This is a genomic window from Amycolatopsis sp. NPDC051903, assembly GCF_044452505.1.
Classification (GTDB): domain Bacteria; phylum Actinomycetota; class Actinomycetes; order Mycobacteriales; family Pseudonocardiaceae; genus Amycolatopsis.
In genome coordinates this window covers 25,062-38,043 of the sequence record NZ_JBITBT010000023.1, presented here as the reverse complement: position 1 = coordinate 38,043, position 12,982 = coordinate 25,062, and the positions used below count along the sequence as shown (strand labels likewise).

Annotated in this window: 12 protein-coding genes; 7 read left to right on the top strand and 5 right to left on the bottom strand. The window is 72.1% G+C overall.

Annotation, left to right across the window (positions count from 1 at the left end; all coding sequences use genetic code 11):
* The first annotated feature begins 40 nt into the window (after window positions 1–40).
* Together ACIA77_RS34475 and ACIA77_RS34470 are read left to right on the top strand one after the other, a co-directional pair.
* A complete protein-coding gene (locus ACIA77_RS34475; protein ID WP_395890236.1) occupies window positions 41–352 on the top strand; it encodes a hypothetical protein in 312 nt (103 codons plus the stop codon).
* 24 nt (window positions 353–376) lie between these two features.
* Complete coding sequence (locus ACIA77_RS34470) at window positions 377–574, top strand: hypothetical protein (protein ID WP_395890235.1); 198 nt, start codon at window positions 377–379, stop codon at window positions 572–574.
* Between the two features lie 1,096 nt (window positions 575–1,670).
* On the opposite strand, the gene ACIA77_RS34465 is transcribed toward ACIA77_RS34470, so the two are convergent.
* A complete protein-coding gene (locus ACIA77_RS34465) occupies window positions 1,671–2,633 on the bottom strand; it encodes an AAA family ATPase (RefSeq protein ID WP_395890234.1) in 963 nt (320 codons plus the stop codon).
* A 126-nt stretch (window positions 2,634–2,759) separates the two neighbouring features.
* On the opposite strand from ACIA77_RS34465, the gene ACIA77_RS34460 reads away from it, so the two are divergent.
* Genes ACIA77_RS34460 through ACIA77_RS34450 form a run of 3 tightly spaced genes read left to right on the top strand, consistent with a single transcriptional unit; the run spans window position 2,760 to window position 5,505 of the window.
* The gene (locus ACIA77_RS34460) at window positions 2,760–4,160 is read left to right on the top strand and encodes an RNB domain-containing ribonuclease (RefSeq protein WP_395890331.1); all 1,401 of its coding nucleotides are present in this window, start codon (window positions 2,760–2,762) and stop codon (window positions 4,158–4,160) included.
* Window positions 4,157–4,930, top strand: a complete 774-nt coding sequence (locus tag ACIA77_RS34455) for a helical backbone metal receptor (RefSeq protein ID WP_395890233.1) — start codon at window positions 4,157–4,159, stop codon at window positions 4,928–4,930. The genes ACIA77_RS34460 and ACIA77_RS34455 overlap by 4 nt, the downstream gene beginning before the upstream one ends.
* Complete coding sequence (locus tag ACIA77_RS34450; RefSeq protein WP_395890232.1) at window positions 4,927–5,505, top strand: hypothetical protein; 579 nt, start codon at window positions 4,927–4,929, stop codon at window positions 5,503–5,505. The genes ACIA77_RS34455 and ACIA77_RS34450 overlap by 4 nt, the downstream gene beginning before the upstream one ends.
* Before the next feature lie 98 nt (window positions 5,506–5,603).
* On the opposite strand, the gene ACIA77_RS34445 is transcribed toward ACIA77_RS34450, so the two are convergent.
* Together ACIA77_RS34445 and gabT are read right to left on the bottom strand one after the other, a co-directional pair.
* Complete coding sequence (locus ACIA77_RS34445) at window positions 5,604–7,031, bottom strand: aldehyde dehydrogenase family protein (protein WP_395890231.1); 1,428 nt, start codon at window positions 7,029–7,031, stop codon at window positions 5,604–5,606.
* Complete coding sequence (gene gabT / locus ACIA77_RS34440; protein WP_395890230.1) at window positions 7,028–8,383, bottom strand: 4-aminobutyrate--2-oxoglutarate transaminase; 1,356 nt, start codon at window positions 8,381–8,383, stop codon at window positions 7,028–7,030. Before gabT ends, ACIA77_RS34445 begins: the two co-directional genes overlap by 4 nt.
* A 106-nt stretch (window positions 8,384–8,489) precedes the next feature.
* On the opposite strand from gabT, the gene ACIA77_RS34435 reads away from it, so the two are divergent.
* Window positions 8,490–9,908 (top strand): PucR family transcriptional regulator, encoded by a 1,419-nt coding sequence (locus ACIA77_RS34435; RefSeq protein ID WP_395890229.1) that lies wholly within the window; start codon window positions 8,490–8,492, stop codon window positions 9,906–9,908.
* Here ACIA77_RS34435 and ACIA77_RS34430 read toward each other — a convergent pair.
* Both ACIA77_RS34430 and ACIA77_RS34425 read right to left on the bottom strand, forming a co-directional pair.
* Window positions 9,898–10,668: a cache domain-containing protein gene (locus ACIA77_RS34430; RefSeq protein ID WP_395890228.1), complete on the bottom strand. Its 771-nt coding sequence runs from the start codon at window positions 10,666–10,668 to the stop codon at window positions 9,898–9,900. The genes ACIA77_RS34435 and ACIA77_RS34430 overlap by 11 nt on opposite strands.
* Before the next feature lie 6 nt (window positions 10,669–10,674).
* Window positions 10,675–11,418: a FadR/GntR family transcriptional regulator gene (locus tag ACIA77_RS34425; RefSeq protein WP_395890330.1), complete on the bottom strand. Its 744-nt coding sequence runs from the start codon at window positions 11,416–11,418 to the stop codon at window positions 10,675–10,677.
* Window positions 11,419–11,533: 115 nt separating this feature from the next.
* On the opposite strand from ACIA77_RS34425, the gene ACIA77_RS34420 reads away from it, so the two are divergent.
* On the top strand, window positions 11,534–12,955 hold the full coding sequence (locus ACIA77_RS34420) for a gamma-aminobutyraldehyde dehydrogenase (RefSeq protein ID WP_395890227.1): 1,422 nt from the start codon (window positions 11,534–11,536) through the stop codon (window positions 12,953–12,955).
* The last annotated feature ends 27 nt before the right edge of the window (window positions 12,956–12,982 follow it).

Genomic DNA, 12,982 nt, shown 5'->3' with positions numbered 1-12,982 from the left:
TCGGGCGGCGCCGCCGGTGTTTCCCGGGAAGGAGCCGTCCGTGCCGGTTGTGCCGGAGGTGCCGCAGACCCCGCCGGTGCCGGCGGAGAAGCCGGCGTTGCCGCAGCCGTCGTCGATGGAGCGGAAGCTGTCGGGGGAGCGCGGCTCGGCGGAGGGCGCGCCGGTGCGGGACGTGCCGCTCGGCCTGTCCGACCGGAAAACCCCCGACGACGAAGCGACGCCGCCCCGCGGACTGCCGAGCGCCCGCGGGTGGTTCGACGAGTACCCGGACAACCCCGACGGCGACGGCGGTGGCGGCGAGTTCGGCCCGACGGGCGAGCCGACCGAGATTCCGTTCCGCTGGCGCAAGTGACGTCCCGGATGCCACGCTGAACGCATGGCTGACGACCCGAATCCCGACCCCGGCTGGTACTACAACACCCGCACCCACGAGGTGGAACACCTCCAGCGCAGCCGCAGCATCGACCTCCTCGGGCCGTACCCGGACGAGGCCACGGCCCGCCGTGCCCTCGAGATCGCCCGGGAACGCACCAAGCAAGCCGACGCCGCCGACCGCGAATGGAACGGCGACTGACCACCACCGGCGGGCCGGCCGCACCGGCCCGCCACCACGCCAGGCTCGCCGACGTCGCCGCACGGCCCCGCTGAGCTGCCCGCGTCGCGCGCCGGGGCCACACATCCTGACGGCCGAGCAAGCTCCGCTCAGTGACCTGCGGCCGGCTTAGCCCGTGGCTGCCAGCCGGCGGTGCCGGGGCCACATCCTGACGGCCGGGCAGAATCCGCGCAGAGACGTGCGGCCGGCTCAGCCGTGTCGCCGGCCGGCGGTGCCGCGGCTAACGGCGGGCCGGTTCAGCTCTGGGCAGTAGCGACGTCAGCCACCGGCGCTACGGTGCGCGCTGCGCCATCGACTTCCACCACTCAACTTGATCCGGCGGCCGGACGCCTCGCGACTCGGCGATGGTCGCGCTGGCTGACAAGCAAGCTCATGGTCGCGGAGTGCTGCGGCGCGAATCCACGGCGGCCGCGTTTCGTCGCGAGGCCGACTCAGCCCGGCTGAGCACGTCCCGCGCCACGGCCACACGTGACGCAGGGGCCACGACCAGCCCGGCTGCCGATCATCGCCGCGATGCCGGGCAGGGAGCCGGCAGACCGCCGCGTTACGAGTGGACCGTTCGCCCGACTGCAGATCGCCACGAGGTCGTCCCGTGAGCGCGTGGGCGTCGGGCACGGCGGGGCTGCTCGCCGGGCTGCAGGTCGTCGGGGTGGCGTCGTGTCGTGAGTCCGGGGTTGCTTCGGCGTGAGTGGACCGTTCGTGCGGCTGCGGATCGCTACGAGGTCGTGTCGTGAGCGCGTGGGCGTCGGGCACGGCGGGGCCGTTCGCCGGGCTGCAGGTCGTCGGGGTGGCGTCGTGTCGTGAGGCCGGGGTTGGTTCGGCGTGAGTGGACCGTTCGTGCGGCTGCGGATCGCCGCGACGTCTTGCGGTGAGCGCGCAGGCGTCGGGGACGCGCGGGCCGCTCGCCGGGCTGCAGGTCGTCGCCGTGACGTCGCGTCATGAGTCCGGGGCCGCCTCGGCGTGAGTGGACCGTTCGTGCGGCTGCAGGCCGTCGCCACGACGCCCCGCGGTGAGCCCGGTGAGCGCCGAGCACGAGCGGACCGCTCGCCCCACGCCGTCACAACGCCGTCGAAACCCCCGGCCCCAGCACGAACTCCGGGTCGACCTGGGACTCCAGGTCCGCGCCCGTCCGGCCGTTGCCCCAGGCGCGGGCGTTGCGCAGGTGGAACTCGACGCCCTGTTGCTGGTACCGGGTCCAGTCGCGGGTGGTGTCGTCGACCGTGGAGAGCATGGAGTCCAGCGTGGTGAGGTTGCGTGGCTCCAGTTCGCCGATCGGGCGCCACGAGCCGCGCTCGGCGGCGCGGACGTGGCGGGACGAGGAGAGCCAGCCGAGCAGCGCCGGGCCGAGTTCGGATTGCAGGAAGGCGACGTCGTCGGCGTCGGTCACCTTGTTGCCGACCGCCACGAGGTGCACGCCGAAGTCGCGCGCGTGGTCCGCGTACTGGCGGTACACGCCGACGCTGCGCAGCGTGGGCTCGCACACCAGGAAAGTCACGTCGAAGCGCGTGAACAGGCCGGACGCGAAGGCGTCGGCACCGGCGGTCATGTCCATGACGACGTATTCGCCCGGGCCGTCGACCAGGTGGTTCAGCAGGAGCTCCGCCGCCCCGACCTTGGAGTGGTAGCAGGCCACGCCGAGGTCGTCCTCGTCGAACTGGCCGGTCACGCCCAGCCGCACGCCGCCCAGGGAGCGGAAGCACGCGTCCGTGATCGGGTTGTCCTCGAACGGCGTGACCAGGCGCGAGCCGCGGCCGGGCGGGGTCGTCTTGATCATCGCGGCGGCGTCGGGGATCCGCGGGTTGTCGCCGCGCAGGTAGTCCTTGATGAGCGCCATGTGGTCACCCAGCGTGGGCCACGCGAGCGCCTCCTCCTCGGTCGCGCCCAGTGCGACGGCGAGGTGCTGGTTGATGTCGGCGTCGATCGCCAGCACCGGTTTGCCTGCGTCGGCCAGGTACGAGACGAACAGCGACGAGAGCGTGGTCTTCCCGCTGCCGCCCTTGCCGACGAACGCGATCTTCACGGCGAAACCCTTTCAAAAAATGAAGATGGTTTTCATTACAGCACGGCTCAACGTACACCCGCGCGGCTCGCGCCCGAACGGGCGATCGGCGGCCGGGGCGGGGGATAGTGTTGTGTGGTGCCACTCGTGATCAGGACACCCGCGTCCGGAGGGGACTTCCGTCGGCTCCGGACCGAGTTCGCGCTGCCGGATTCGTTCGGTCCCGAGGTGCTGGCCGAGGCCGAGGCCGCGGTGCTCGGCCCGCGCGCCGAAGGCCGCGAGGACGCCACCGCCCTGCCGTTCGTGACGATCGATCCGCCCGGCGCCAAGGATCTCGACCAGGCGATGGTCGTCGAACGCACCGCGCGCGGCTTCCGGGTGCACTACGCCATCGCCGACCTCGGGGCGTTCGTCCCGCCGGGCGGCGCGCTCGACCACGAGGCCCGCCGCCGCGGCCAGACGCTGTACCTGCCCGACGGCAACGTCCCGCTCCACCCGACCGTCCTGTCCGAAGGCGCCGCGAGCCTGCTGCCGGGCGAGACGCGCCCGGCCGTGCTCTGGACCATCGACGTCGACTCCTCCGGAGAGCTCACCGCCACCCGCGTGCGCCGCGCGCTCGTGCGGTCCACCGAGCAGCTCGACTACGAGGGCGTGCAGGCCTCGCTCGACGCCGGCAACCCGCACCCGTCCGTCGCCGCGCTGCCCGAGCTGGGGCGGCTGCGGCGCGAGCTGGCCGTGCAGCGCGGGGCCGTCGAGCTGCAGCTGCCGGAACAGGAGATCAGCGGCGACCCCGACGGCGGCTGGGCGCTGGCCCGCCGCCCGCGCACGGTCGTCGACGCCTGGAACGCCGAGATCTCCCTGCTCACGGGTATGGCGGCGGCGCAGATCATGCTCGAAGCCCGCGTCGGCGTGCTGCGGACGCTGCCGCCGCCGGACGCAGACGCCGTGGAGTGGCTGCGCCGGTCCGCTTCCGTGGTGCACGTCGCGTGGTCGGCCGGCGTCGGGGTGTCCGAGTTCCTGTCCTCTTTGGACCCCGGGCAGCCGTCGTCCATGGCCATCTTCGCCGACACCACGCGCCTCCTGCGCGGCGCCGGCTACACGTCGTTCGACGGTTCGCTGCCCAGCCTCACCACGCACGCGGGCATCGGCGGCGCGTACGCCCACGTCACGGCGCCGATCCGGCGGCTGGTCGACCGGTTCGCCACGGAGGTGTGCCTCGCCGTGACCGCCGGGAGCGAGGTGCCGTCGTGGGTGCGCGAGGCGTTGACCGAGGTGCCGCCGCAGATGTCCGCTTCGGACAGTCTCGCCGCGCGCGTCGAACGGGCCTGCATCGACCAGGTGGAGGCGTGGGTGCTGGCGGAGCGCGTCGGGCGCGAGTTCACGGCCGTGGTGCTGCGCGCGGAGGAGACGCGGGCCGAGATCCTCGTCGAGGACCCGCCCGTGATGGCCAAGTGCTCGGGCGAGAAGTTCCCCGAGGGTGAACGAATCGGCGTCCGGCTCACGGCGGTCGACGTCGACAAGCGGAAGGTGTCGTTCGAACGCGTATGAGGAGCACGGACCTGATCGACGACCTCGGTGAGCCGGTTCCGGTCGTCGGGCCGCCGTCGCGGGTGGTGTCGCTGGTCCCGTCGCTGACGGAGGCCGTCGAGGTCAGCGCGCCCGGCCGGTTGGTGGGCGCGACGGACTACTGCACGCATCCGTCTTCTTTGGACGTTCCGCGTGTGGGCGGGTCCAAGTACCCGAAGCTCGACCAGGTGCTGGCGCTGGCGCCCGATCTCGTGCTGGCGAACTCCGAGGAGAACCGGCCCGAGGACGTGCAACGCCTGCGGGCCAACGGAATCCCGGTGTTCGTCATGGCGGCCGCCGCTTCGGTGCCCGCCGCGCTGGGCTCGTTGCGACGGGTGCTGACGCAGGTGTACGACATCGCCGAGCCCGCGTGGCTGGTCGAGGCCGAGGAGCTGTGGCGCGAGGTCGCGCCGGTGCGGTTCCGGGCCGTCGTGCCGGTGTGGCGGAAGCCGTGGATCGTGCTGGGGCGCGACACGTTCGCGGGCGACGTCCTGCGCCGCGTCGGAGTGGCGAACCTCTACGACTCGGCCGACGAGCGGTATCCGCGGCCCGCGCTGGCGGAGCTGCTGGCCACCGACGCGGATGTTGTGGTCCTGCCGGACGAACCGTATGAGTTCACAGTGGACGACGGCCCCGGCTTCTTTCCGGATTTCCGGCCGCTCCTGGTGTCGGGCCGCTACCTGACCTGGTACGGCCCGTCCCTCGTCGACGCGCACTCGGCGTTGACCCGCGCGGTGGAGGAACTGCCGTGACCGACGCCGAAACGCTGGGCGTGACCGCCGCGCGCCTGCTCGCCGGCTTCGACTGCTGCCCGATCGAACCCGGCCTCACCGACGCCGAGTTCGCCCGCGTCGAAGCGGAACACGGCATCTCGTTCACCGACGACCACCGCGCGTTCCTCGCCGCGGGCCTCCCGGTCGACCCGCCGGGCGCCGACCGCGCCCGCTGGCCCGACTGGCGCAGCGGCCCCGCCGACGACCTGCGCCACCTCATCACGTTCGAGGCGGACCTCCTGGCGGACGCCGTCCGCGACGGCCACTGGGACGACGCGTGGGGCCCGCGCCCGCCGTCGGCGGAGTCCGCGGTCGCGGTGTTCCGGACGTTCCTGGCCGGCGCCGCCCCGATCGTGCCGATCTATTCACACCGCTACGTCGCGGGCCGGCCCGGGACCTTCGGCAACCCGGTCCTGTCCATGTACGGCTTCGACATCATCTACTACGGCGCGGACCTGCCGACTTACCTCGTCAACGAATTCGGCGGCGGGGACTTGACGTTCCCGGCCGGGTGGGAACCGGAGCCGCCGGCGTTCTGGGGTCGGTACTTGTGATGGCGGTGGGCTGAGACGCTGAAGTCCGCGTAGCCCAGGGGTTTCGCGGAGGGACGGGCCGCCCAGGGGCTGGGCGGCCCGTCCCACAGGATCACGTGCTACAGGGTCAAGCCGGTCAGCACCGTCACGCGTTCTTCGGTGAAGTCGGCCATGGCGGAGGCCGGGCCTTCGCGGCCGGCACCCGAGTCCTTCACTCCGCCGTAGGGCATCTGGTCGGCGCGGAAGCTCGGGACGTCGCCGATCAGGACGCCGCCGACTTTCAGGCGGGCGGAGACGTCGAACGCGGTGGGCAGGTCGCGCGTGAAGACGCCCGCCTGGAGGCCGAAGCGCGAAGCGTTGATCCGCTCGACACCCTCGTCCACAGAGGACACCCGGACCAGCGAGACCACCGGGCCGAACACCTCCTCGGCCATCACCGATGCGTCTTCGGGAACGTCGGCGAGCACGGTCGGCTCCACCGTCGCGCCCGAGCGGCCGCCGCCGGTCAGCAGGCGGCCGCCGGCGGACACCGCGGAGGAGACCCACGACGAGACCCGCGTCGCCGCGGCTTCGTTGATCAGCGGGCCCACGTCGACGCCGTCCGAGGTGGGGTCGCCGGTGCGAAGAGCCGCCACCTGGGCGAGCACGCGCGACTCCAGCTCGTCGTACACGTCCGTGTGCACGTACACCCGCTGCACCGAGATGCACGACTGCCCCGCCTGGTACATGGAAAACGTCGCGATCCGCTGCGCCGCGAAGTCCAGGTCGGTCCAATCAGGACAGACCAGGACGGCGCCGTTCCCGCCCAGCTCCAGGGAAACGTGCTTGCGCGGCACGCTGTCGCGGATCGCCCAGCCGACGGGCACGGAACCCGTGAACGACACGACGGGCAGCCGCGGGTCCTTCACCAGTTCGGCCGTCTCGGTGTTGCCCAGGGGCAGGATCGACCAGCTGCCCGCCGGCAACGCCGTCTCCGCCAGGATTTCGCCCAGCAGCAACGAGGTCAGCGGTGTCGCGGGTGCGGGCTTGAGCACGATCGGCGCCCCCACGGCGATGGCCGGCGCGACCTTGTGCGCCACCAGGTTCAGCGGGAAGTTGAACGGCGTGATCCCGAGCACCGGCCCGCGCGGCACGCGCCGCACCAGGGCGAGACGGCCGGTGCCACCCGGGTCCGTGTCGAGGCGCTGCAGTTCGCCGGAGAAGCGCCGCGCTTCCTCGGCCGCCCAGCGGAACGTGGACACCGCGCGCCCCACCTCGCCGCGTGACCACTTCAGCGGCTTGCCCGATTCGGCCGTGATGAGCCGGGCGATCTCGTCGGCCCGCCGGCTCAACGAAGAAGACACGTGGTCCAGCGCCCCGGCGCGCACGTGCGCGGGCGTCGTGGCGAATTCGTCCGCGACGTCCGCCGCGGCCTGCACCGCCGCTTCGACGTCCGAAGTGGACGGTACGTGGTGGGAACCGGCTTCACCGCCGTCGTAGGAGTGGCGAACGACCGCCGTCGTACCACTGGTGACCGGCTTGCCGGCGACCCAGAACGGAACACTCACTTGCGCACCTCCGTGCGAACCGCGTGCTCGAGCACGGACAGACCCTCGTCGAGCAGCTCGTTGGACAGGGACAGCGGCGGCAGCAGCCGGATGACGTTGCCGTAGGTGCCGCAGGTCAGCACGACCACGCCGAGCGCGTGGCACGCGGCCGCGACGCGCTTGGTCAGGTCGGCGTCGGGCTCGTTCGTGCCCGGCTTCACGAACTCCGCGGCCAGCATCGCGCCGCGCCCGCGGACGTCGCCGAGCACACCCGTCTCCTCGGCCAGCGCCCGCAGCCGCGGCAGCACGACGTCCTGCACGCGCCGCGCCGACGAGGACAGGTCTTCGGCGCGCATCGTCGCGATCGAACCCAGAGCCGCGGCGCACGCGACGGGGTTGCCGCCGTACGTGCCGCCCAGCCCGCCGGGGCCGACGGCGTCGAGCAGCTCCGCGCGCCCGGTCACCGCCGAGAGCGGCAGCCCGGCCGCGATGCCCTTGGCCGTCGCGATGAGGTCCGGCACCACGCCCTCGTTGGACGACGCGAACCAGTCGCCGGTGCGGCAGAAGCCGGTCTGCACCTCGTCGGCCACGAACACCACGCCGTTGTCGCGGCACCACGCCGAAAGCGCGGGCAGGAACCCGGGCGCCGGTTCGATGAACCCGCCCTCACCCTGGATCGGCTCGATCACGATGGCCGCGACCTGGTCGCCGCCGATCTGCTTCTCGATCCGGTCGATCGCGATCCGCGCCGCCTCCGGACCCGAGAGCCCGTCGCGGTACGGGTACGAGCCCGGCACGCGGTAGACCTCGGGCGCGAAGGGACCGAAGCCGTGCTTGTAGGGCACCGATTTCGCGGTCAGGGCCATCGTGAGGTTCGTCCGCCCGTGGTAGGCGTGGTCGAACACCACCACGGCCTGGCGCCCGGTCGCCGCGCGCGCGATCTTCACCGCGTTCTCCACGGCCTCGGCACCCGAGTTGAACAGCACCGACTTCTTCGCGTGGTCGCCCGGCGTCAGCTCGGCCAGCGCTTCGCAGACCTCCACGTAGCCCTCGTACGGCGTGACCATGAAACACGTGTGCGTGAACCAGCACGCCTGCTTGCGCACCCGGTCGACGACCTCAGGCGCGGAGTGCCCGACGTTCGTCACCGCGATGCCGGAGCCGAAGTCGATGAGCACGTTGCCGTCGGCGTCGGTGAGCAGCCCGCCGCTCGCGGACGTCACGTACACGGGCAACGTGGAGCTCACCCCCGCCGCGACCGCGGCTGTCCGCCGCTCCTGCAGCGCGCGCGACGCCGGGCCGGGGATCTCGGTGCGCAGCCGGCGCTGACGGGGTGCCGGCGCGACGAGCTCGGCGGCGGGCGTGGTGGTCATGGGCTCAACTCCTGGGAGACGGGCTGGGTCGCCTCCCAGGATGCGGCCGCCGGCCGCCGGAGTCAGCTGGACAAGATGGCCAATTGACCGCGTACGGTTGGCCACTATGGCACTTACGCTCCGCGCCCTGGCGGCCCAGCCCGGCCTGGGCCTGTCGGTGGTCGCGGGGGAGTCCGGGCTCGACCGCCCCATCGGCTGGGTGCACCCCACCGAGCTCACCGACCCGCAGGCGTTCCTCGAAGGCGGCGAACTGCTCCTCACCACCGGCCTCGCGCTCGACGACGCGACGTCCGCCGCCTACGTCCGCCGGCTCGTCGACGCGGGCGCCGCCGGTCTCGGCTTCGGCGTCGGCCTCAGCCACGACCACGTGCCGGAACCGCTGGTCGAGACCGCCGACGAGGTCGGCCTCCCGGTGCTGGAGGTCCCGCGCAAGACCCCGTTCATCGCCCTCACCCGCGCCGTCTCCCGGGCCGTGGCCGCCGACGAGTACGCCGCGACCGTCCGCATCGGCCGGGCCCAGCAGGAGCTCACCCGCACGGCGGTCGGGCGCTCCGGCGTCGCGGGTGTGGTCCGCCGGCTCGCGCGGCTCGTCGACGGCTGGGTCGTCCTCTTCGACGCCGCCGGCCGCGTGCGCGAGGCGTCGTCCGCGACCGCCCGCGCCCACGGTGAGGAACTCGACGTCAAGAGCCTGCGCGCCGGCACCCGGGTGGTGGCGCTGGGGGAGCAGGAGGTGGTGCTCCAGACCCTGCACACACGCGGCGCGCTCGCCGTCGGCACCGGTGAACCGCTCGACGCACCCGGCCGCCACATCGTGAACACGGCTGTCTCCCTGCTTTCCCTGGCCCTGGAACAGGATCGGGCTCAACACGGGGCGCTGTCGCGCCTGCGCACCGGACTGCTGGACCTGATGGCGGCGGGCGAAGAAGCGCTGGCGCTCGACGTGCTGCGCACCGCGCAGGGTGCGCCGGATCCACCGTGGACAGTCCTCGCCGTCGCGGGTTCACCGGCCGCGCGCAACACCGTGTACGACCGGCTCGAACCCGTTGCCGCGCAGGTGTTCTTCGCGCACTCCGACGGGTTCCTCGTCGCCGTCACCGACGAGCCCGAGCGCGTGCTCTCCGCCACGGTCGACGGCTGTCACGTCGGGATCGGCGACACCGCCGCGTTCCCGGATGCGCTCCGCCAGGCCCGGCAAGCCGCCGAAGCCGCCCGCGCGCAAGGCACGCCGCTGCTGCGCTACGCCGACCACGCCGGGCGCGGGCTCCTGAACCTCCTCGATCCCGGTGCCGCGCAAGCGTTTTCGGCCGATCTGCTCGCCCCGCTGCAGGGCCGGGAGGAGCTCGAAGAGTCCCTCCGCTGCTGGCTCGAGAACCACGGTCACTGGGACCGCGCCGCCACCCGGCTCGGCGTCCACCGCCACACCCTGCGCAACCGCATGACCAAAGCGGCCGAACTCCTCGGCAAGGACCTCGACTCGCCGGGCACGAGAGCCGAACTCTGGCTCGCGCTTCAGGTCAGGCCGTGACGAGCAGTGCGATGGGCGAATCACCGCACCGGCGCAACGTGGCGCCGGCCGGCGTCGTCAGCGGTTCGGCGCCCGCGGTCCACCACGCGGGCACGTCGAAGTCGCGCACCAGGGAACCCGTGGCCTGCCGGACGCTGTTCGACACGATCACGCGGCCCTGCGCGTTGAGCAGCGCCGCGCGCCGGCCCAGCGAAAGCAGCCGGCGGCGCACCGTCCGCTCGAACTCGCGCACGTAGACGTCCGCTCCCACCACACCGGCGAACGCACCTCCGCGGTGGACGGGCAGCGTGAAGGTGAGCGTGTACTCGTCGGTGCAGAGGTAGTCGACGTACGGGCCGTTGATGTGGCGCCGTCCGCTGTCGCGGGGCACGGTGAACCACGACTGGCGCGTGTAGTCGAGGAAGTTCGGGCTCTCCGGGTCGAGGCTGATGAACAGCTGCTCCGGCGTGTCCTCGTCGGCCGCTCCGACCGTGGTCCACCACTCGAAGCCGAACTCCTGGTCCGACAGCACGTGGGGCGCGCTCACGAACCCGGCGCCGATCACCAGCCCGCCCAGCGCCTCCAGCACCTGGGGCCGGATGCGATGCAGCGTTTCGGACCCGGCGCCGCCGGGCTCGGCCAGCAGCGTCTCGGCGGCGGCCAGTACGGGCTTCAAGCGCTCGAAGATTTCCTCGACCAGCGCCGATACCTGAGCGACGACCTCGTCGCCGATCAACGTGCGGGTGTCGGTCACGATGCTCACCTCGTGCTGCGGGGTCATCGAAGCTTACGGCGTTTCGAGGCTCAAGTGCAGATCCACGAGCCGGTCGAGCGCGCTCAGGATGTGCTCCTCGGTCAGCTTGCGGGCCAGATCGCCATCGGCGGCGGCGATCGCGGTGACGATCGCCTGGTGCTCAGCGTAGGACTGGCGGCACGTGTCGTCGCCTTCGAGGGGCACCCAGAGCAACCCGCCGTGTTCGCCCTGCAGCCGAACTTCCTGGTTGGTGAGCCGCGGCGACTGCGCCGCGGCCGCGACCTCGAGGTGGAAGTGCCGCTCCGCGCGGGTCGCCTCGGGCCCGCCGGTGCGCAGCAGGTCTTCGCTCGTCAGCCGCAGCCGTTCGAGGTCTTCGGGTGTGCTGCGCTCGGCGGCGAGCCGGGCGGCCGAGCCGGCGATCGCGAGGTAGTGGTCGCCAAAATCGCGCAGGTCGGAGAGGGAGACGAGCCGCAGTCGTGCGGACCACGTGCTCGGCGACGGCCAGTCCGGGGTGCGCACGAAGCTGCCGCCGCCCCGCCCGCGCCTGGTCTCGACCAGGCCCTGCTGCCGCAGCACGGCGAGCGCTTCGCGCACCGTCACGGTGGACACGCGGAACTGCGCGGCGAGCTCGGCCTCGCTCGGCAGCTGCTCGGCGTCGTCGAGCAGACCCAGGGTGATGGCGTCGAGCAACCGCGCCGCGACCGCTTCGGCACGGCCCAGCTGGTCAAGCGGTGCGAACATCGCGAGTCGCGTTCTGTTCGGCATCTCCTTGCGCATCGTGTGGTCCACCCGTCTCGGCGTGCGATTGGGGCCAATAGTGCCCCAGGACCTTGTCATGTGAAATATGGAGTTATATGTTTCACCCTGCCACGGAGAGTCAGGAGGCGCACGCGTGCAGGAACTGAAGCATTACGTCGGCGGGAAGTACGTCGACTCCCTGTCCGGGAAAGTTCTCGAGATCGTCGATCCCGTGACCGGGCGCCCGTACTGCACCGCGCCGGTGGCGGGCGCCGAGGACGTCGACCGCGCGCTCAAGGTCGCGGCGGAGGCGTTCGAGAGCTGGAAGGAGACGACGCCGGCCCAGCGCCAGCTCGCGCTCCTCAAGATCGCCGACGCCGTGGAGGCCCGCGGCGAGGAGCTCATCCGCGTCGAATCGCAGAACACCGGCAAGCCGGTGGCGCTGACGATGTCGGAGGAGCTGCCGATGATCGTCGACCAGCTGCGCTTCTTCGCCGGCGCCGCGCGCGTGCTCGAAGGCCGCTCGGCCGGCGAGTACATGGAAGGCCACACGTCCTTCATCCGCCGCGAGCCCGTGGGTGTCTGCGCGCAGGTGACGCCGTGGAACTACCCGCTGCTCATGGCGATCTGGAAGATCGCGCCGGCGCTCGCGGCCGGCAACACCGTGGTCCTCAAGCCGTCCGACACCACGCCGGCGTCGACGCTGCTGCTCGCCGAGATCTGCGGCGAGTTCCTCCCGCCGGGTGTGCTCAACGTCGTCACCGGCGACCGCGACTCGGGCCGCGCGCTCGTGGAGCACCCGATCCCCGCGATGGTGTCGATCACCGGCTCCGTGCGCGCCGGGATCGAGGTGGCCGGCTCCGCGGCCCGCGACGTCAAGCGCGTGCACCTCGAGCTGGGCGGCAAGGCGCCCGTGATCGTGTTCGAGGACGCCGATCTCGAAACCGCCGCCGAGACCATCGCGATCGCCGGTTACTTCAACGCCGGCCAGGACTGCACCGCCGCCACGCGCGTGCTGGTCCACGACGACGTGCACGACACGTTCGTCGCCGCGCTCTCGCGCCAGGCCGCCGCGAACAGGACCGGCAAGCCCGACGACGACAGCGTCGCCTTCGGCCCGCTCAACAACGCGGCGCAGCTCGAGAAGGTCGCCGGCTTCATCGACCGCCTGCCCGCGCACGCGACCGTCCACTGTGGTGGCCAGCGCCTCGGCGACGAGGGCTACTTCTACGAGGCCACCGTGGTTTCCGGCGTGACGCAGGACGACGAGATCACCCAGAACGAGGTCTTCGGCCCGGTCATCACCGTGCAGCGCTTCTCCGACGAAGCCGACGCGGTGAAGGCGGCCAACGGCGTGCCCTACGGGCTGGCCTCCTCGGTCTGGACCAAGGACCACCAGCGCGCCCTGCGCGTGTCCGCCAAGCTCGACTTCGGGTGCGTGTGGATCAACACCCACATCCCGCTCGTCGCCGAGATGCCCCACGGCGGGTTCAAGAAGTCGGGGTACGGCAAGGACCTCTCGCTGTACGGCCTCGAGGACTACACCCGCATCAAACACGTGATGAGCGCGCTGTAGGAACCGCGTGACCAGAGCCACGGGAAG

Coding starts and splice junctions, on each gene's coding strand:
- ACIA77_RS34470 (WP_395890235.1), top strand. CDS start 377: ATGGCTGACGACCCGAATCCCGACCCCGGCTGGTACTACAACACCCGC.
- ACIA77_RS34425 (WP_395890330.1), bottom strand. CDS start 11,418: ATGCGCAAGGAGATGCCGAACAGAACGCGACTCGCGATGTTCGCACCG.
- ACIA77_RS34435 (WP_395890229.1), top strand. CDS start 8,490: ATGGCACTTACGCTCCGCGCCCTGGCGGCCCAGCCCGGCCTGGGCCTG.
- gabT (WP_395890230.1), bottom strand. CDS start 8,383: ATGACCACCACGCCCGCCGCCGAGCTCGTCGCGCCGGCACCCCGTCAG.
- ACIA77_RS34430 (WP_395890228.1), bottom strand. CDS start 10,668: ATGACCCCGCAGCACGAGGTGAGCATCGTGACCGACACCCGCACGTTG.
- ACIA77_RS34455 (WP_395890233.1), top strand. CDS start 4,157: ATGAGGAGCACGGACCTGATCGACGACCTCGGTGAGCCGGTTCCGGTC.